At 39.8% G+C, this 17,540-nt stretch carries 18 protein-coding genes; 13 read left to right on the forward strand and 5 right to left on the reverse strand.

What is annotated here, in order from left to right; genetic code table 11:
• The first annotated feature begins 149 nt into the window (after positions 1-149).
• From pilV to rplS, 10 genes are all read left to right on the forward strand, one after another.
• Positions 150-650 (forward strand): type IV pilus modification protein PilV, encoded by a 501-nt coding sequence (pilV, locus tag IRT38_RS04665; protein WP_194597066.1) that lies wholly within the window; start codon positions 150-152, stop codon positions 648-650.
• 1 nt (position 651) lies between these two features.
• On the forward strand, positions 652-1,785 hold the full coding sequence (locus IRT38_RS04670; RefSeq protein ID WP_194597067.1) for a PilW family protein: 1,134 nt from the start codon (positions 652-654) through the stop codon (positions 1,783-1,785).
• Positions 1,785-2,564: a PilX N-terminal domain-containing pilus assembly protein gene (locus IRT38_RS04675; RefSeq protein ID WP_194597068.1), complete on the forward strand. Its 780-nt coding sequence runs from the start codon at positions 1,785-1,787 to the stop codon at positions 2,562-2,564. The genes IRT38_RS04670 and IRT38_RS04675 overlap by 1 nt, the downstream gene beginning before the upstream one ends.
• A 17-nt stretch (positions 2,565-2,581) precedes the next feature.
• Positions 2,582-6,166 carry a pilus assembly protein gene (locus IRT38_RS04680; RefSeq protein ID WP_194597069.1) on the forward strand — a complete coding sequence of 1,195 codons (3,585 nt, stop codon included), beginning with the start codon at positions 2,582-2,584 and terminating at the stop codon, positions 6,164-6,166.
• A 7-nt stretch (positions 6,167-6,173) separates the two neighbouring features.
• Complete coding sequence (locus IRT38_RS04685) at positions 6,174-6,641, forward strand: type IV pilin protein (protein ID WP_194597070.1); 468 nt, start codon at positions 6,174-6,176, stop codon at positions 6,639-6,641.
• The gene (locus IRT38_RS04690; RefSeq protein WP_194597071.1) at positions 6,635-7,114 is read left to right on the forward strand and encodes a type IV pilin protein; all 480 of its coding nucleotides are present in this window, start codon (positions 6,635-6,637) and stop codon (positions 7,112-7,114) included. The genes IRT38_RS04685 and IRT38_RS04690 overlap by 7 nt, the downstream gene beginning before the upstream one ends.
• A gap of 216 nt (positions 7,115-7,330) precedes the next feature.
• Positions 7,331-7,588 carry a 30S ribosomal protein S16 gene (rpsP, locus tag IRT38_RS04695; RefSeq protein WP_004964546.1) on the forward strand — a complete coding sequence of 86 codons (258 nt, stop codon included), beginning with the start codon at positions 7,331-7,333 and terminating at the stop codon, positions 7,586-7,588.
• Between the two features lie 16 nt (positions 7,589-7,604).
• A complete protein-coding gene (gene rimM / locus IRT38_RS04700; protein WP_161418489.1) occupies positions 7,605-8,153 on the forward strand; it encodes a ribosome maturation factor RimM in 549 nt (182 codons plus the stop codon).
• 42 nt (positions 8,154-8,195) lie between these two features.
• A complete protein-coding gene (gene trmD / locus IRT38_RS04705) occupies positions 8,196-8,936 on the forward strand; it encodes a tRNA (guanosine(37)-N1)-methyltransferase TrmD (protein ID WP_194597072.1) in 741 nt (246 codons plus the stop codon).
• Between the two features lie 230 nt (positions 8,937-9,166).
• Positions 9,167-9,538 carry a 50S ribosomal protein L19 gene (gene rplS / locus IRT38_RS04710; RefSeq protein WP_004660214.1) on the forward strand — a complete coding sequence of 124 codons (372 nt, stop codon included), beginning with the start codon at positions 9,167-9,169 and terminating at the stop codon, positions 9,536-9,538.
• Between the two features lie 59 nt (positions 9,539-9,597).
• Here rplS and IRT38_RS04715 read toward each other — a convergent pair whose 3' ends face one another.
• Together IRT38_RS04715 and IRT38_RS04720 are read right to left on the reverse strand one after the other, a co-directional pair.
• Positions 9,598-10,569: a lipase family alpha/beta hydrolase gene (locus IRT38_RS04715; protein ID WP_194597073.1), complete on the reverse strand. Its 972-nt coding sequence runs from the start codon at positions 10,567-10,569 to the stop codon at positions 9,598-9,600.
• A 105-nt stretch (positions 10,570-10,674) separates the two neighbouring features.
• A complete protein-coding gene (locus tag IRT38_RS04720) occupies positions 10,675-11,718 on the reverse strand; it encodes a lipase secretion chaperone (protein WP_194597074.1) in 1,044 nt (347 codons plus the stop codon).
• 137 nt (positions 11,719-11,855) lie between these two features.
• Here IRT38_RS04720 and truB point away from each other — a divergent pair, with 137 nt between their 5' ends.
• The 3 genes from truB (at position 11,856) to IRT38_RS04735 (ending at position 14,128) form a co-directional block, all read left to right on the forward strand.
• Complete coding sequence (gene truB / locus IRT38_RS04725) at positions 11,856-12,749, forward strand: tRNA pseudouridine(55) synthase TruB (protein WP_194597075.1); 894 nt, start codon at positions 11,856-11,858, stop codon at positions 12,747-12,749.
• Between the two features lie 11 nt (positions 12,750-12,760).
• A complete protein-coding gene (locus IRT38_RS04730) occupies positions 12,761-13,531 on the forward strand; it encodes a sulfite exporter TauE/SafE family protein (protein WP_194597076.1) in 771 nt (256 codons plus the stop codon).
• Positions 13,532-13,681: 150 nt separating this feature from the next.
• On the forward strand, positions 13,682-14,128 hold the full coding sequence (locus tag IRT38_RS04735) for a hemerythrin domain-containing protein (RefSeq protein ID WP_194597077.1): 447 nt from the start codon (positions 13,682-13,684) through the stop codon (positions 14,126-14,128).
• A gap of 31 nt (positions 14,129-14,159) precedes the next feature.
• Here IRT38_RS04735 and IRT38_RS04740 read toward each other — a convergent pair whose 3' ends face one another.
• The 3 genes from IRT38_RS04740 to serA form a co-directional block, all read right to left on the reverse strand.
• A complete protein-coding gene (locus tag IRT38_RS04740) occupies positions 14,160-15,026 on the reverse strand; it encodes an EamA family transporter (RefSeq protein WP_004909535.1) in 867 nt (288 codons plus the stop codon).
• Positions 15,027-15,119: 93 nt separating this feature from the next.
• Positions 15,120-15,989 carry an EamA family transporter gene (locus IRT38_RS04745; protein WP_004964525.1) on the reverse strand — a complete coding sequence of 290 codons (870 nt, stop codon included), beginning with the start codon at positions 15,987-15,989 and terminating at the stop codon, positions 15,120-15,122.
• A 105-nt stretch (positions 15,990-16,094) separates the two neighbouring features.
• Entirely contained in the window at positions 16,095-17,327 is a 1,233-nt protein-coding gene (gene serA, locus IRT38_RS04750; protein WP_194597078.1) for a phosphoglycerate dehydrogenase, read from the reverse strand.
• Between the last annotated feature and the right edge of the window lie 213 nt (positions 17,328-17,540).

Here is a 17,540-nt window from a genome sequence, read left to right on the forward strand (position 1 = left end):
GTTCTCCCTTCCCAAGGTAGGACTATAGGGGGTGCAAGAAGGTTATTATAAAAGTGGCATAAAAATAAAATTAACTCAAAAAATAGCACAAAGGGTGAGGCATGTTTGTGCTTAATGCAGTCATTAAAATAAATAGAACTAGGTTTTTTATGAGTATGAAACAAAAACAAATTGGTGTTGGCATGGTTGAGGTGCTGGTTGCCTTATTGGTATTGGCTGTAGGTGTTTTAGGCTTTGTTGCTTTGCAATATCGGGCAGTAGAAGCAACATCAGAAGCGATTAATCGAGTGCAAGCAATGAATATTGCTCGGGATATGGCAGAGCGTATACGTGCTAATCGAGACGGTTTGGCAAACTACGCCACTCAAATTCAAACGGAGAATCAAACAGATTATACAACTAATTGTATGACTTCGTTGTGCAGTGCTACATCTATGGCAGATTTCGATGTGTCTCAGGTTGTAACCAAAGCATCTGCTTTAGGGATGACCATGAATATGCGAACTTGTTCTGGGAACAATAATGGTCGCAATTGCATCTATGTAGCTTGGGGGGATACTAGTGCTACAGATGGAACGGGTACGGGTGATTGTACAAATGGTGCAGCATATAACACTACGTCGACCTGTGTAATTATGGAGACCTATTAGAATGAACCATAAACAATTAGGTTTCACACTAATCGAGCTAATGATTTCCCTAACTTTAGGTTTAATTATTACAGCTGCTGCCATCTTATTATTTGTGACTGGTCAGCGCAGTGCGGCTATGCAAAAAGGTGTGGCTGAATTACAGGATAACGCTAACTTTGGATTAAATTACATAACTAAAGATATTCGCATGAGTAATTTGAACACCAAAAAAGCTGAAATAAATGATGCTACTTTATATGGTGGTGTAGTCTTTACAACAAAAGATTCGGCTGATGTTGAAATTGATAGTTCATCAATAAAAAAACCAACAATTCCTTCAACAATAACCTTAGTTGATACTTTGGTTTCTCAAAGTGACGATCGTTTAGCAGCTATTGGTACAGGAAATGAGTGGACTGGAACATCAAATGTTACAAATGTTGCTGGTAGTGATTTAAGAAGTGATCAGCTAGTTATTCAATATTTACCTCAATATACGATTGATAATAGAGGTACAACAAGTACTACAGATGATCAATACGTAGGAGGTTTTGATTGTGAGGGTAATGAAATACGTTTTTCAGCAGCGGAGAACTTAAGAATATATGTACAACGTTATTTCTTAAGGGAAGATGATAATCAATCTACTAATGAAGCATCCCCTTTAGCACTAGCATGTGATGCTGGATATTATGCGATAGGAACTTTTCATGGTGCAATTGCCGCAACTGCGACCTCAGCCGCTATCCCTGCAACAATTCCAGCAACTGCGCCAACGGCAATTACAAACTATGGTGGTGCTGGTGAAATTCTAATTAAACGTGTCGATCAGTTCAGGGTTTTGTTAGGTGTACAAGGGCCAGAAACAGATTCATCCACTAGTACACCTGTCACAAGTATTAAGAATCAATATATATCAATTAAAGACTATATGGAGTTAACAGCTCCACGTCCTCGAATTTTATCGATTCAATTAGGTATGTTAGTTCGATCAACTCAATCAGTTGGAAATGAATCAGCTGTTAAAGCAGATCAACAATTTACTATTCTTGATCAAATTGTAAAAGTAAAAACATCAACAGATCCTAAATATATTCGTCAAGTAGTTTCTCAGACAGTAGCACTACGAAATGCACTTGGGGAGAGAGAATAATGAGAAGAAGACAAAAAGGTGCAACTCTAATCGTAGTGCTAATCTTATTATTGGTATTGACTGTAGTTGGTACTTTAGCAATACGTGGTAGCTTAACAACATTGAATATTGCGACAAATAGTCAAGGCCAACAATTACTTTTACAAAATTCAGATGCTGCTATTTTTAATGTTGAATCCCCTAATTTACTGCAAAGGAACACAGCATATGATGGTTTATTTGGATTAGTAAAAGCTGATGCTAATAAAGGTAAAGAATTAGTATTTTGTTATAAAGGTGCTGAGAGTAGTTTTTATAGTTTTTCAAGGGCAAGCTTCATTCAGTGGTTTTCAGGAAATGCCCCTTCGAATGCTGAGTTAGGCATTGATGGTTTTTGTAAGCTAGATAACACAAATAATTTTTTTACGAGTGGTCGTAAGGCAGTAATGACTCAAGTTGCAATTAAAGTAAATACAAATCTAAACAACAGTGTTCTTGTTGGAGTTGATAGAGCATTTGACTTTATGCAAAGAGGTACTGATACCGATTCTGCAAAAATTGATAAATCAGAAAAAATCATGGTGATCGCCACATCAATTGTACCCTCAATGAGTACAGCTTCTGATAGTGATATTAATAATTGTTTTTCAAGACATATGAATCAGGTGGTGATTCCGAGTAGCGTTACACCTGCTGCGGGTATGAATAAGAGTGTGTCGCAATGTTTGCAAGATTTGGGTGTGCCAGTAAATACGCAAGTTACCGAATATAACTTAACGCAAGCATTTGACCGAACTTAATGTTGAGGGATTAAACCATGAAAAATACAGCGAAAATAATGACATTTAAGCTCTCAGTATTAACCACGTTAATGCTGTGTGTGACTGCCAATAATGCCAGTGATATCGAAATTTATAAAGCACCGAGTGCTGCAGATGGTAAAGCACGGGTAATGTTGAATTTGGATAACTCAACCTCTATGTCAGGTGATCCTTCAGGGATGAAAGGTGGTCCAAGTACCATTCAAGATGACTTCCCTGGCGTGCAATGTCCTAAAGGTAATCAGAAATACTATATTGAATCTGAAACACAAACCTACGGTACAAAATCTTATAGCTATAATGCGCTTTATTGTGAAATGCCCAAAGCGACTTATGATGGTTTGGCTGCTGCTGCCAAAACTCGAGTCACAAACTTATGTCCAGCTACGGCGGCGGGCGATCGAAAATGTTATAGCCGGTTAACAATGTTAAAACGTAGTGCTTTAAATGTAATTAATGATGCTACTTTGGGGTCTGGCGTAAAAATTGGCTTATCTTTTTTCCCAAAGCATGATGGTCCAAAACGTATTGCTGCAGGTCGTGTGGATGGTAGTGACAGGGTGACTAGGCCAGTGCCATTAGCTTGGTATAACCCGACTACAGGTGCGATTTGTGAGACAGCACCTTATACAGGGTGTACCGATGGTCGTGATCAATTAAGCAGGATTGTAGCTGGTATAGATATATCAGAAACAAATTATGATGAGAAAGAAGTGCCAGTAGCAAAAGGCTATGCCGATGCAGCTCATGGTTTATTGACCAATTCCGATGGGACGATTTTAACTGCAGACCAATGTTCAGGTTATGGTATTTTTACTTTGACTTCAGGTATTCCTGACTCTGATGATGTAGGGTATGCAAGAAATAAATTGAATTCTATTTTAAGAGTAGAAACGGGTAGTACCATTTTAAGCAGTGTAGGGCAGTGTCCAGATGGTGGTAGTGGTGGGGCGGCTGGTGATGGTTTTGCGTGGAAATGTGTTAACACTGCCGCTACGCGTTTATTGGCTGGTAAGTCTAGAATTAATATGCCAGTAAAATCGGTCGTGGTGAGTTATGGTTCGACGATGACGCTCGGACTTCCTGATCTGCAACCATATGACCCTAAAGTGACCACGCAAAATACTATCAATACTAATCTTAGTAGTTCATCCGTCGATACAAAAATAGTGAATGACAAAAGGTATGCTGCTTATGCAGGTTTGAACGGTGGTGGTGGGTATAACTCTGTTCAAGATCCAGATTCATTGTCGAAAACGATTAAAGATTTTATTGCCGATGTGGGCAAGGTTGATATTCCTTATATGACTACAGGTGCGCCAACGATTCCACAAGACCCACTTAACCCAGTGCTCGTACAGAGCAATGCTTATTTTTCTCAATTTAAACCAACCCCGAATCAGTCAACTACGGCAGGAAGTCAGCTTTGGGCGGGGAATATGAAAAAGTACCGAGTCAATAATTTAGGGCGATTAGTTGGGAAAAATAATGAGGTGATTGGTGCTGCTGAAGAAAAAGAAGCGGTTACAAATGACCAAGGACAATTAATTACTGGTACACATGATTACTGGGCACCAGATGTCAGTCCAACGGATGCAATTGCCAAAGGCGATGAAACAGTTTTTGGTAGTGAGCTCTATGCACGTATGGGGGGGGTTAAATCACAGTTAGCATTAGGTACTTCGGTGAATACGAGTGGTGTTACTGTTGAAAATCGTAAATTACTCACCAACCGTGTTGTGACCAGTGGTGTCGCAAGTGAAGGAACCTCACTCACGCGTATCGAACGTAAAAATTATGCTACAGGTGGTTCAGCTGTTGGTGACCCGAAAGCAACAGATATTACAACTTTGCTGGACTTGCGTCAGTTGGGTGCGGTGATGCATTCATCGCCACTGTTATTGTCTAATGAAGGGAAAATGACTTATAACGCGACGACTAAACAACTCGAGTCGAGTGGTCGTGAAGATTATGTATTGTTTGGTAGTACGCAAGGCTTGCTACATGTAGTAAAAGCAGATGACTACACGACGACAAATGGTGGGGGTAAAGAAGTCTTTGCTTTTGTACCGCATGAAATGGTGGAAAAACAAAGCAAAGCATTTTTAACACCAGATCAGACTACGGGGGGTACTGCCAATTTATTCTATGGTATTGATGCACCGTGGACAGCTTACACTGAATATGTACCAAAAGCTGATGGAACTCTAACTGTAGGCAGAGGTAAATCTATAGACGGTAGTACGAATCTAGAGGGTAAGCAATTAGTCTATGGCGGTCTTCGAATGGGAGGTAGAAGCTACTACGCACTAGATTTGAAAGATATGAATAATCCAAACCTTAAATTTCATATCAATCCAGATGCAGCTAGTTCGGGACCACTGAGTTATATGGGCGAAAGCTGGTCTAAACCTAAAATTGCATGGGTAAATTGGAATGGTGCTCGCAAGTTAGTGATGTTTGTGGGTGGTGGATATGATGCTGGTGGTACCACAGGCAAGGCAAACAATGGCGGTTATGAAAGTGACAGCTACAATCAAACAAATGGTATAGGCGCTGGCGTATACATGTTTGATGCGTTAAATGGTAATTTATTATGGTGGGCAAGTAATAACGCAACAGAAACAAGTCCTGCCAATACCGCATCAGGTATTGTTGCTCTTAAAGATCCTAATCTTAAATATAGTGTTGTAAGTGATATTAAAACTGCTGATAGAGATAACGATGGTTTGGTTGATCATCTATATTTCGGTGATTTAGGAGGTCAGGTTTTTCGTATTGATCTTAATAATCAGGCGTCAACAATAGGTGCTTTTGCGACTCGTTCGACCCGTATCTTAAATATGCATGCTTCAAATGGAACGAGCCCTCGTTTTTATTCAGCACCTTCATTTGCAATCTTTGAAGATAGTGCTAGTGGGAATTTATTTGCTGCAATTTCAATTGGTAGTGGCAATTTAAGTCACCCATTGGCTGGATATGATTCAGGGCGAAATTATGATGCGCTCTATACAATTTATGACAAAGATGTTGCCCGAGCTGATTTATACACTACAACTACGCTTTACACTCAGGATGCATCAGTTGGAAATAGTTTAACTACGTCAGCAATAAATGAAATTACGATGAGTAATCGATTCCAACAAAGTGCTGCGCAAATGACGACTTTAGTTGCTCCTTATGCAAGTTCAGCGGGATGGTACTATAAGCTTCCTGGCGGTACCAAGATTCAACATGAAAAAATCTTTTTCTCGCCAACAGTGATTGATTATGACTTGTATGTGAGTAGTTATGACGCGAGCCGTTTAGGTTTGACGGGAACATGTGGTGGTGGTGTACAAGGGGTAAGTAAAGTACAGATTTTCTGTATGCCGTTCGGCCAGTGCTCAAGTATTGATTACCCTGATCGTACAGATTCGAATTATAGTGATGATCATGGTCCAGGGATACAAAATCATGCAATTGCGAGTGGTGGAGATGGGACAACCCGTTTAGTCGGTGGGGCATTGTTGAGCAATAACTTAAATGATACTTACGCAACAAAAGTTAAGTTAATTGCTCAGCGCTGGTATGAACGATAGGTGAAACATGAAAAAAAATAACGGCTTCACCCTGATTGAATTGATGGTGGTTCTTATAATCATTGCGATTATCGCTGCCATCGCAATCCCTTCATATCAAGCTTATGCTCGACGTGCGCTTGCTGCTCAAATGCAGCAAGAAATGCAACGTATCTCAGTGCTACTTGAACGTCATAAAGCACGTAATTTTAGTTACAAGGGCTTCGATCTATCCACCCAAGGTGTTGTTGCACCTCGAACTTATAGCTTTGATTTAAAAGATGGTGCAACTACTACTACAGCAGCCAAAGGCTCAGGTAATGGTAAATTACTTTCAGCTACTGATGCCTCAGGACGTTCTTGGGTTTTATATGGAATAACTTCTGATGCTCAAAACTATAACTTTCTAATGACGAGTACTGGCTTACGTTGTAAAAATAAAACAGCTGCGAATGTAGTCTCGACAGGATGCGGTACGGGAGAGGAGCCATGGTAAAATTCAACAAAGGATTTACCCTCATTGAGGTGATGATTGTTGTTGCAATTATTGGCATATTAGCTGCGATCGCATATCCTTCTTATCAGAATCATGTTCGTAAAACCAAACGTGTCGAAATGCAGAGTACATTGATTGATCTTGGAGCAAAAATACAGCGTTATAAAATTGCGAACTTTAAAGTAAAGAATGCAACGACAACAGATCTAGGTATTGCAAGTGCTTATCCTTTACAGGGACAGGCGCTTTATGATGTCACTTTATCTCCACTAACGAGTGGGGCATTAAGTTCGGAAGCTTGGACTTTAACTGCTACACCTAAAACTGGTACTAGCCAAGTGGGTACAGGAGCAATCACTTTAAATTATCAGAGTATAAAATGCTGGTATGAAGGAAAAGATACCCCTTCGTTAGTTGAGACCACTGATGCTGACGGAAATGATGTACCGCCAGATACTTGCACCGCTTGGTAACAATCTGAATAAGAACTTGAATTGGACACAGTTCAAGTTCTTTCAAACGATTTATCTGATCTAAAACAATAACTAAATTCAAAACTGTGGATAACTCAAATTTAAGCTTTATTTTGCCTCAAATATAACGTAGAATATCGCCCTCTATTAAAGGGGTTTGAAATGCTGTCGGTGGTCGACGCAGGGATAATCCGTAAAAACTATAAGGTTGTTCTCATGGTTGTTATTCGTTTAGCGCGCGGTGGTGCAAAAAAACGTCCATTCTACCAAATCATCGTTACTGATAGCCGTAATGCACGTGATGGTCGTTTCATCGAACGTATTGGTTTCTTTAACCCAACTGCACAAGGTAAAGCTGAAAAAGTTCGTTTAGACGCTGACCGTTTTGCTCATTGGGTTGCTCAAGGTGCTCAACCTTCAGAACGCGTTGCTTCTTTAGCTGCTCAAGCTAAGAAAGCTGCAGCTACTGCTTAAGGGTAGTAGATAACCCATGACATCAATACAGAATGTTCCCGAAGATCGAATTCAGATTGGACAGTTACGTTCAGCGTATGGATTGAATGGGTGGCTCTGGGTTTACTCAAATACTGAACCTATGAGTAATATGTTTGACTACCTTCCTTGGTACATCGAGACTAAGGCAGGTTGGCAAACTATAGATGTAAAACGTTGGAAACCTCATGGCAAAGGCTTAGTTGTGGCATTAAAAGGTGTGAATGATCGCACAGGTGCAGAAAACTTAGTCGGTGCAAATATTTGGATTGCCAAATCTCAGCTTCCTAAAGCTGATGTAGACGAATATTACTGGTCAGATCTTAAAGGTTTAACAGTATTAGGTCTTGGTGATGATGAGCAAGAAGTAAATCTTGGTCAAATCTTTGAATTATTTGAGACAGGTGCCAATGATGTCATGGTAGTCAAAGCGACTGCTGACAGTGTTGATGCTGAAGAACGAATGATTCCTTGGCATAAAGATGTGGTACAACGTGTTGATCTTGAAGCTGGTCGTATTTACGTTAATTGGGGCGTAGATTACTAATCCTCAATGGATTGTAACGCAGCAGGAATAGAGGAGTCTGCGATGTTTTTTGCAGTCATCACATTATTTCCTGAAATGTTTGAAGCAATTACGGCATATGGCATTAGCGGAAGAGCAACAAAAAAAAATATTGTGCAAGTCACTTGCATAAATCCAAGAGATTTTGCAGAGGGCAACTACAAACGAGTGGATGAGCGTCCTTTCGGTGGTGGTCCTGGTATGGTCATGATGGCTGAGCCTTTGGCAAAAGCAATTACCCATGCTAAACAACTTGCGATGCAAGCCGGCTGTGTTCAAGCGCCAGTGGTGTATATGTCACCGCAAGGCAAAACCTTAAATGAACAAGCAGTACAACAATTCGTTGATTATGATGGATTGATTGTATTATGTGGTCGTTATGAAGGTGTAGATGAACGTTTAATCCAGCATTATGTTGATCAAGAGTGGTCAATTGGGGATTATGTGCTTTCAGGTGGTGAACTACCTGCGATGGTGTTGCTTGATAGTGTCATTCGTCGTTTGCCGAATGTCATGTCTGATGAGCAATCAGCAATACAAGATTCTTTTGTGGATGGTTTATTAGACTGTCCGCAATATACAAAACCTGACCATTTTGAAGGGTTGGATGTGCCTGAGGTACTTAAATCAGGACATCATGCCAATATCCAAAAATGGCGTTTTTTGCAGCGTTATCAGCGTACTTTAGATCGACGACCAGAGTTGGTTGAAAAAGTAGAATTGACTAAGCAGCAAATAAAATGGTTAAAAAATTCACAAGGATAAATGCAAATCTAAATATGTTTTAGATATGTGGCTCATAAGTATGATTTATCTTTGTTCCAGACGAGAAGCATTGCTTCGAGTTGCTACTTAAACTTAGTTTAAGTTGAAAAATAGGCTCTTTAGGGCAATTTTGCTTTAAAGGGAAAGTTAAACGAGAGATATGCGCTTTAGCCTCTATCCTCAGCGGTGTAAGAGACCTCTTCTCTCCCGCACATATTGGAGATTCCACAATGAGTGGTAAACATCCTTTAGTTCAAGCTGTTGAAAATGCACAGTTAAAAACTGATATCCCTGCTTTTGCTCCTGGTGACACAGTAATTGTCCAAGTTAAAGTAAAAGAGGGTGACCGTGAGCGTCTTCAAGCATTTGAAGGTGTTGTAATCGCGAAGAAAAACCGTGGTTTAAACTCTGCTTTCACAGTTCGTAAAATCTCTAGCGGTGTTGGTGTTGAGCGTGTTTTCCAAACTCACTCTCCAATCGTTGCTAAAATCGAAGTGAAACGTCGTGGTGACGTTCGTCGTGCTAAACTTTACTACCTACGCGAGTTGTCTGGTAAAGCTGCACGTATTCGTGAAAAGTTACCAGCTCGTAAACAAGGTTAATTTTAACTTTGTTGTAAAGCAAAAAAATGCGCCAATTGGCGCATTTTTTTATGTCTGCTCTATAGTCCTTGTAATTTTAGTCGATTGGCATGTTGACGATAAATATCAATTGGATCAGGTGCAAACAGTGATTTCAAACCTAAAACCTGATTCACTTCATCTGCATGATTCCAAGGGAGATTATCTCTAATTGTACGTCCAAACTTAGCGCTACAACGGCTGACCATACCATCATTATCTCCTTTAATATCGACAATTAGGCTCGTACCTGCAAATAGTGGATCAAGAGGGTCAAGAATGTTTGTGACTGCTTGAGTTCCTGAGAATGAATACATATATATTCCTTTCTCTTGATAATTACCTTCGCCACATGTTGTAGTTGGTACGCCCATTGGGAAGCGTGTATTGAATTGGGTTGAACCTTCTACCGAAATACTACGTCCAGCGGCTAAAGCATCGTGAGGATAGCTTTTTGGATCAAGTCCTTGTGACCATGTAATCGCTCCTGAGAAAAAGTTCACGACGGCAGAGCCAGCTGTACCTAAGATAGTACCATCTACATTCATAATTAAACTAGCGACAGGTGAACCCTTATGAGTGCCACTTACACTGGTTAATGATGCAACTTTATTCGGCATAATGCCAGCCACGTAACGGATCGTTGGACCACCTTGGCTATGACCAATTAAATTAACTTTAGGTTGTCCAGTAATTGCAATAATTTCTTCAACTTGTTGCGCGAGTTGTTCACCACGAATTTCATTTGAGTTAAAAGGAGAAAGTCGTGTCGCCCAGACATTTGCACCATTACGAGCAAGGTTAGGAAGAATTTGATGCCAGTAATCAACTCCTAGAGGATCACTTCCTGCGCGTGAAAAACCTGCGACACCATGTACAAAAACCATTGGGTATTTGGTTTTTGCATAAGTAGAGGAGGCCGTACCTGTAACTTGTGTTGCGTTTGATGCGTAGCTTGTTGATACGCCCATTGCTATCATAGATAGTGCAAGACAGCGGATTAGTTTTTGCATGATATTACTCTCAGTTTTTGTTTTCATCAGGGTCTTGATGTTCTTGCGAACTGACATTGCATCCTTGCTAAATCGCATTATTTCAATGTCTTGTATTACGTGTTCCTAGTTGCTAAAAGGTAAGGTGCCTCCTTGGTCATGAACCGTTTCAAATGTTTGTAGACGTTGCTGTTCCTGTGGAGACTGGAACTGTTGTTGTTTGAGCTGTTGAATGGCTTGATCCTTGGCTGAAGTGCTCATATTGCTATCTATAATTGTTTTACGCTCATCAAGATAGGCTTGAACTCGATGTTTCCAGTCAGAACGTTGTTGATCAAGCTGCTCTAAACGTTGGGTGGCTGCCTCTCCAACCAGATTGACCCGCATATCCCGAAGTTCCTGCGCTGAACCATTTCTGGCCTTGATTTGTGCAGTTAAGGAATGCAAATCATCAAGTTTGGATAACTCCTTAAGATTGTCTTGCCAATCCTGAGGAAGTTGTTCAAAGCGTTGTTGTAATTGTTTCGCTTTTGCTCCAGCATCCAGTGCATTATTTTCTAAAATTTGCATACGGTCGAGCGTATATTGCTGATAAATATCCTCAGTGCCAAATAAGCCTTCTATTTCAGGCTTTGAAAAGAAACGTTGTTTTAAATCATGCATGGCATTAAAAACAGTCTGGAAATATTGATAGCTTTCCTGAGCAGGCTGTTGCACCTGTAACTTACTCAGCTCTTTGCGATAATCTACATAGCGTGACCACAAGGCTAAAATCTGCTGCTGCTCCGATGCCTGAAAACCCTTGGCAATATAGCGCTGAAAACTCTGACGGATTTCATCAATATTCCGTTCGCCATATTGGGAAATGAAATATTCAAAGCAATCTCGGGTCAGCTCATTCACCACTAATTTATGTGATGCATTAAACTGTAGTTTGCAGTTGATTTCAGTATCGAGCTGGCTTGTGCTGTTGAATGTTGCATCAAGTGCCTGTGCCTGCCCTAAATTTTCAGAATGTTCTGCTGAATAGGAGGTGCTGCTGGATTGAGCAGTTGATTTGAACCGTGACTGCTGATCTTGAGGATATAACCAATACAATACGCTCAGCGTGACTGCTGAAATGATCAATAAGCTACATAATAATGCTATTTTTTTTCCATTTTTATCCATTAAGCATAATCCATTTGCTTTTAATTTCGGAAACGAATATAAATTTATCATAAATGTTGTTTTTTTGAGCGTTTAATTTTTAAAAATCCGATGAATAGTTTTGATAAAATACCGTTTTATACTTTGACTTTTCATTTATGAAAAAAAGTTCTTATCGCCATCTGAGTGGTGTTTTTTTGCTTAATAAGCCCTTGGGTTTAAGTTCTAATTCGGCATTGCAAAAAGTACGTCGACTTTTTAATGCACAGAAAGCAGGACATACAGGTGCTTTAGATCCGCTTGCAACAGGTTTATTACCGATTTGCTTAGGGGAGGCAACCAAGTTTTCGCATTATTTATTGGATTCTACCAAGCGTTATCAAACAACAGTAAAACTTGGACAAACAACTGCTACCGGTGATGTTGAAGGGGAAATTCTTCAACAAAGAGATGTGCCAGTATTAACTGAAGCTAATATTGAACAGGTTCTAGAACAGTTTCGTGGTGATATAAAGCAAGTGCCACCGATGTATTCGGCACTGAAACGAGAAGGTCGCCCTTTGTATGAGTTAGCGCGCCAAGGAATTGAAATTGAGCGTGAAGCGCGTCCAGTCACTATTTATGAACTCAAGCTTTTAAGTTTTACAGAAGACAGTTTGACCTTAGACGTGACGTGTTCTAAAGGAACTTATATCCGTGTGTTGGGGGAGGATATTGGTGAGGCTTTGGGCTGTGGCGGACATTTGACAAAATTACACCGTGTTCAAACAGGGCATTTTGAGATTGATCCAAACTATACCATTGAATATTTGGAAAGTTTGTCACTTGAACAACGGGATGCTTTATTGCTACCTGTCTATGCACCCGTTGAACATTTCCCTCGTGTACAGCTCCCTGAGGGACGCGAAAAATATTTTGGTAATGGGCAAGAAAGTAATATTGAGCACGAAGCTGCTGCTGAAGTATTGGTATTCGATGGTGAGCGTTGTTTGGGCTTAGCTGAAATTACAGATAAAAAACGATTAGTGCCAAAACGTTTATTGAATTTATAAGGATATAACTCATGGAGTGGGAACTCATTCTGAGTTTAATCTTTTTTGCTTTTTGTGCAGGAACAATTGATGCAGCAGTAGGTGGCGGTGGACTCATACAAATCCCTGCTCTAATGGGGGCACTGCCAAATACCTCACCTGCAACAATATTTGGTACCAATAAGCTTGCTTCAATTTGTGGTACAGCATCGGCGGCATTTTCTTTTGCTAGGTGGGTCAAATTAAACTGGAAACTTTTACTTGTAATTGCGATTTTTGCATTCATAAGTTCTTTCGCTGGAGCTGCTTGTGTCTCCATGATCCCCACTCATATTCTAAGACCTTTTGTATTGGTCATGCTGGTCGTGATTGCGATTTATACTTTTATGAAAAAGCAGTTTGGGCAAGTTCATGTGGATCAATGTATTACTCCTAAACTGTTGATCTTTGCTGCGGTCGGTAGTTTAGCAATTGGTTTTTATGATGGAATCTTTGGACCTGGAACAGGCAGCTTCTTTATTTTCTTTTTCATTCGTTTTTTGCAAGTTGATTTCTTGCAAGCTTCTGCACTATCCAAAATTGGCAATTTCATGACGAATCTGGCGGCATTAAGCTTCTTTATTCCAACAGGTCATGTGTTATTTGCATTGGGTTTAATGATGGCACTAGCAAATATTGCTGGTTCATTGTTGGGTGTACGCCTTGCTTTAAAATATGGAAGCGGATTTATTCGAGTATTGTTTTTAATTTTGGTGAGTATTTTGATTTGTCGATTGGGATATCAAATGATAGTTACTGTTTGAACCAAAAGATAAAGTTTCACAACAAAAACATACCTAAATAATGCTGTCTAAAAAATAAACGCTTTCTAAGATGGATGTTTAGCCTAAAACCGCAGTAACAAGATAATTACTATCTCGTACTGTGGTTGTTCGCCAATCTTAGAGATAAAAATGAATATATTTGAAGCACTTCGAGAAAGCCATGAACAACAACGTAGTTTAGCGAATCAATTAATTACCACCAGTGGATCGAGTGATGAGCGTAAAGAACTTTTTGATTTGCTCAAAAATGAATTATATGCCCACTCAATTGCTGAAGATCGTTATTTGTATATTCCATTGATGTTTGATGATGTGGGTTTAGATATTACTCGGCATGCATTGGCTGAACATCATGAAATGGATGAATTGGTAGAAAAATTAGAAGAAACCGACATGAGCAATCTAAGTTGGTTAGCGACAGCAAAACAATTAAGTGAAAAGGTGCATCATCATTTAAAAGAAGAGGAACATAAGTTTTTCCAACAAGCAGGAAAAATTTTGGCAGATAGTGAGAAGGAAAAATTAGGTAAGAAATATCTAGCTGAATATAAAAAATATAAACGTTCAGATGCCTAATTTTTCTCTATTTAAAGTATAAGAAGTGATCTTACTGTGGTTGTGATTTTTCACCACGTAAGGTCACTCCAATTGATGCGATCATGATACAAAGAAGAGCGATCCATTGAATCAAACTAATTTGCTCATGCAGTATGAAGAGTCCTGCTAATGCTGCTAAAGCAGGTGCAAGACTAGTCAGTGTTCCATAACTGAGTTTGCTTAACCGTTTCAATGCCATCAAATCAAGCGCATAGGGAATGGCGGTGGCTAATACTGCAATCACTAGGGCTTTGCCCCAATATTGCGTATCGATTAAGGCAGGCGTGTTGTTCCAAAGTCCGAAGGGTAATAAGGTCAGTGCAGACAAACCAATCGCAATAGTAAGCGCATGCATCCCAATATTTTGTTGTACCACGCGATGCCCAAAATAAATATACAAGGCCCAAAAGAGTCCAGCACTTAAAGCGCAAGCAGCTCCAAAATAGGAGAAATTTTCCGAGTTCGCATCGTGCCAAGGAACCATTAATGCGATTCCTAAGATAGCAAAAACCACCCAAATATAATCACTGCGCTGTTTGATTGATAGTAATGCTAATCCTAAAGGACCGATGAATTCTAGACCTACAGCAATCCCTTGAGGTAGTTTGCCTAAAGATGTATAGAACAAAATATTCATACAACCTAAGGATGCACTATAAAGTAATAAATCACGCCATTTTAAATACTTTAGCTTAGATAATACTTTCCATGAGCGGAACATGATCGCAACCAAAATCGTTGCAAAACAGAGTCGTAGAATAGTGACGGTCAGTGGATCAAGTGTTGCAATAAGTTGTTTGGCAAATGAAGCGCTGATTTGATAAGACACCATGGAAAGAACCATGTACAGCACCGCGACCAACTGGATATTTTTCATGGAAGATCTACAAAAGCAAAGTAAAAAATACCTACAAGATAGGTGGTTTGATTATAAGATGAAGACAGTACATCGTGATGGAACGCTTTCATTTTATTTATTCACTTTTTGCTGTCGAGCATGTTGAGTGGTAAATGTACAACCGATCGATGCGATGATAATCGTGCCAAGCGCAAGCCATTGATTCCACAATAAAGTCTCACCCAGAAAAATAAATCCTGATAATGCAGCTACGGCAGGTTCAAGACTCATGAGTGTTCCAAAACTTAAAGGAGTTAGGCTTCTTAATGCGATCATTTCTAAAGTAAAGGGCAATGCACTTGCTAAGATTGCCAGTCCAATAAAATAGTAGATATTTGGCAATTCAATGACACGATCAAGCGCCCCTGAAAAGATGGCGAAAGGTAATAAACATAGCATGCCGATACTCATTCCCAAACAGACAGTATGATTGCCTGAAATACCAGAAGGCTTCTGTCCTGCAATAATATAAAGTGCCCAACAGGCACCCGCACTGACAGCAAAAAAGACACCGACTAGATCCAGTCCTTGCTGGGCTTGTTGTAGTGGGAAAAGTAGAATTAAGCCTAAAATGGCACATCCTACCCAAATGAAATCGTATTTTTGGCGAGCATGATAAAGTGCTACGCTCAAAGGTCCAATAAATTCAAAAGCAACAGCCAAGCCTAGAGGTAAGCGCTCCAGTGATAAATAAAAGAGGGCGTTCATTCCTGCTAGTGCCATACCGTAGCTGAGTATGGCTTTCCAACGAACAGCTTTAAAATTGATGGTCCAAATTTTAAAAATAATTGCCAAAATGATCGCACCAAAACATAGGCGCATTGCGGATACGGTCAATACTGGAAAACTTTGAAATAAAATTTTGGCTAAAGAACCGCTACCTTGTACACATAACATGGCGATCATTAAGAGGAGGAGAGCGTGTACAGGTGTTTTTAGCATTGGGACACTTATTATTGGAACAATTGGTTTAATATTCACATAATAATTCAATCACTAATAAAAAAGCCACAGCAAGTGCCGTGGCTTTTGAGTGAATTGTCTAAATTAGAACAATACACGTACTCGGATTGTACCTTCTACATTATGTAGAGTATCCAAAGCTTCTTGAGATGCAGAAGCATCAACATCCATTACCAAGTAACCGATATCACCTTTAGTCATTAAAGATTGACCAGAGATGTTGATTCCTTGTTCAGCGAACAATGTATTGATCTTAGACAATACACCAGGAACGTTTTTGTGGATGTGAAGTAAACGATGTTGACCATCAGAAAGTGGTAATGCGATTTCTGGGAAGTTCACCGCAGAAAGTGTCATACCTTTATCTGAATACGCAACGAATTTTTCAGCAACTTCTAAACCGATGTTTGCTTGCGCTTCCATCGTAGAACCACCCACGTGCGGTGTTAAAATCACGTTGTCCAAGCCGCGAAGTGGAGATTGGAATTCTTCACCATTTGCTTTTGGCTCTTTCGGGAATACGTCTACTGCAGCGCCAGCGATGTGACCAGATTTAATCGCATCAGCTAAATCTTCGATAATTACACATGTACCACGTGCAGCATTAATGAAGATTGAACCAGGCTTCATTTTCGCAAACTGTTCTTTCTTGAAGAAGTTACGCGTAGAAGGAACATCAGGAACGTGTAAAGAAACCACATCAGCAGTTTCTAAAAGCTCATCCAAAGAACCGACTTGGCGTGCATTACCTAACGGTAATTTAGTTACCGCATCATAATAGCAAACTTTCATACCTAAGCTTTCAGCTAAAACTGAAAGTTGAGAGCCGATAGAACCGTAACCTACGATACCTAATGTTTTACCACGAGTTTCGTATGAACCAACAGCCGATTTGTTCCAACCACCTGCATGCGTATCTTTTGATTTTTCAGGTACACGACGAAGTAATAAAATTGCTTCAGCAAGAACCAATTCTGCTACAGAACGCGTATTCGAATACGGTGCGTTGAAAACAGGAATACCACGAGACATTGCTGCTTTTAAATCAACTTGGTTAGTACCAATACAGAAACAACCTACCGCAATCAATTTATTCGCTGCTTCAAAGATTTCTTCAGTCAATTGAGTACGCGAACGAATACCAATAAAGTGCGCATCTTTGACCGCTTCTTTCAAAGCTTCGCCTTCAAGCGCAGTTTTGTGGTAATCGATGTTGGTATAACCCGCAGCGTTTAATGTATCGATGGCATTTTGATGCACACCTTCAAGCAAAAGGAAACGGATTTTGTCTTTAGGTAGTGATAGATGTTGGCTCATTACGGCTCCGCTACAAAGGCCAAAATTTAGTTGCGGTATCATAGCATAGAGCTTTGTGTTATAGATATTTCGTTTAAAATTAGCTCAGCATAATTGTTGAGTTTTTTTCAGTTTCGAATGAATTTTAGTTCATATACACATTTTGTTATGACGAGATGTTTATCCTGTGCTTTATCCCTCGCTTGCTTACATGTAAAATAAAGGAATACGAAG

The organism is Acinetobacter sp. SK-43 (assembly GCF_015351505.1).
GTDB classification, from domain to species: Bacteria; Pseudomonadota; Gammaproteobacteria; order Pseudomonadales; family Moraxellaceae; genus Acinetobacter; species Acinetobacter junii.

Bases quoted from the DNA above. Each gene is read 5' to 3' on its own strand.
- pilV (WP_194597066.1), top strand. From the start codon at position 150: ATGAGTATGAAACAAAAACAAATTGGTGTTGGCATGGTTGAGGTGCTG.
- IRT38_RS04670 (WP_194597067.1), top strand. From the start codon at position 652: ATGAACCATAAACAATTAGGTTTCACACTAATCGAGCTAATGATTTCC.
- IRT38_RS04675 (WP_194597068.1), top strand. From the start codon at position 1,785: ATGAGAAGAAGACAAAAAGGTGCAACTCTAATCGTAGTGCTAATCTTA.
- IRT38_RS04680 (WP_194597069.1), top strand. From the start codon at position 2,582: ATGAAAAATACAGCGAAAATAATGACATTTAAGCTCTCAGTATTAACC.
- IRT38_RS04685 (WP_194597070.1), top strand. From the start codon at position 6,174: ATGAAAAAAAATAACGGCTTCACCCTGATTGAATTGATGGTGGTTCTT.
- IRT38_RS04690 (WP_194597071.1), top strand. From the start codon at position 6,635: ATGGTAAAATTCAACAAAGGATTTACCCTCATTGAGGTGATGATTGTT.
- rpsP (WP_004964546.1), top strand. From the start codon at position 7,331: ATGGTTGTTATTCGTTTAGCGCGCGGTGGTGCAAAAAAACGTCCATTC.
- rimM (WP_161418489.1), top strand. From the start codon at position 7,605: ATGACATCAATACAGAATGTTCCCGAAGATCGAATTCAGATTGGACAG.
- trmD (WP_194597072.1), top strand. From the start codon at position 8,196: ATGTTTTTTGCAGTCATCACATTATTTCCTGAAATGTTTGAAGCAATT.
- rplS (WP_004660214.1), top strand. From the start codon at position 9,167: ATGAGTGGTAAACATCCTTTAGTTCAAGCTGTTGAAAATGCACAGTTA.
- IRT38_RS04715 (WP_194597073.1), bottom strand. From the start codon at position 10,569: ATGCAAAAACTAATCCGCTGTCTTGCACTATCTATGATAGCAATGGGC.
- IRT38_RS04720 (WP_194597074.1), bottom strand. From the start codon at position 11,718: ATGGATAAAAATGGAAAAAAAATAGCATTATTATGTAGCTTATTGATC.
- truB (WP_194597075.1), top strand. From the start codon at position 11,856: ATGAAAAAAAGTTCTTATCGCCATCTGAGTGGTGTTTTTTTGCTTAAT.
- IRT38_RS04730 (WP_194597076.1), top strand. From the start codon at position 12,761: ATGGAGTGGGAACTCATTCTGAGTTTAATCTTTTTTGCTTTTTGTGCA.
- IRT38_RS04735 (WP_194597077.1), top strand. From the start codon at position 13,682: ATGAATATATTTGAAGCACTTCGAGAAAGCCATGAACAACAACGTAGT.
- IRT38_RS04740 (WP_004909535.1), bottom strand. From the start codon at position 15,026: ATGAAAAATATCCAGTTGGTCGCGGTGCTGTACATGGTTCTTTCCATG.
- IRT38_RS04745 (WP_004964525.1), bottom strand. From the start codon at position 15,989: ATGCTAAAAACACCTGTACACGCTCTCCTCCTCTTAATGATCGCCATG.
- serA (WP_194597078.1), bottom strand. From the start codon at position 17,327: ATGAGCCAACATCTATCACTACCTAAAGACAAAATCCGTTTCCTTTTG.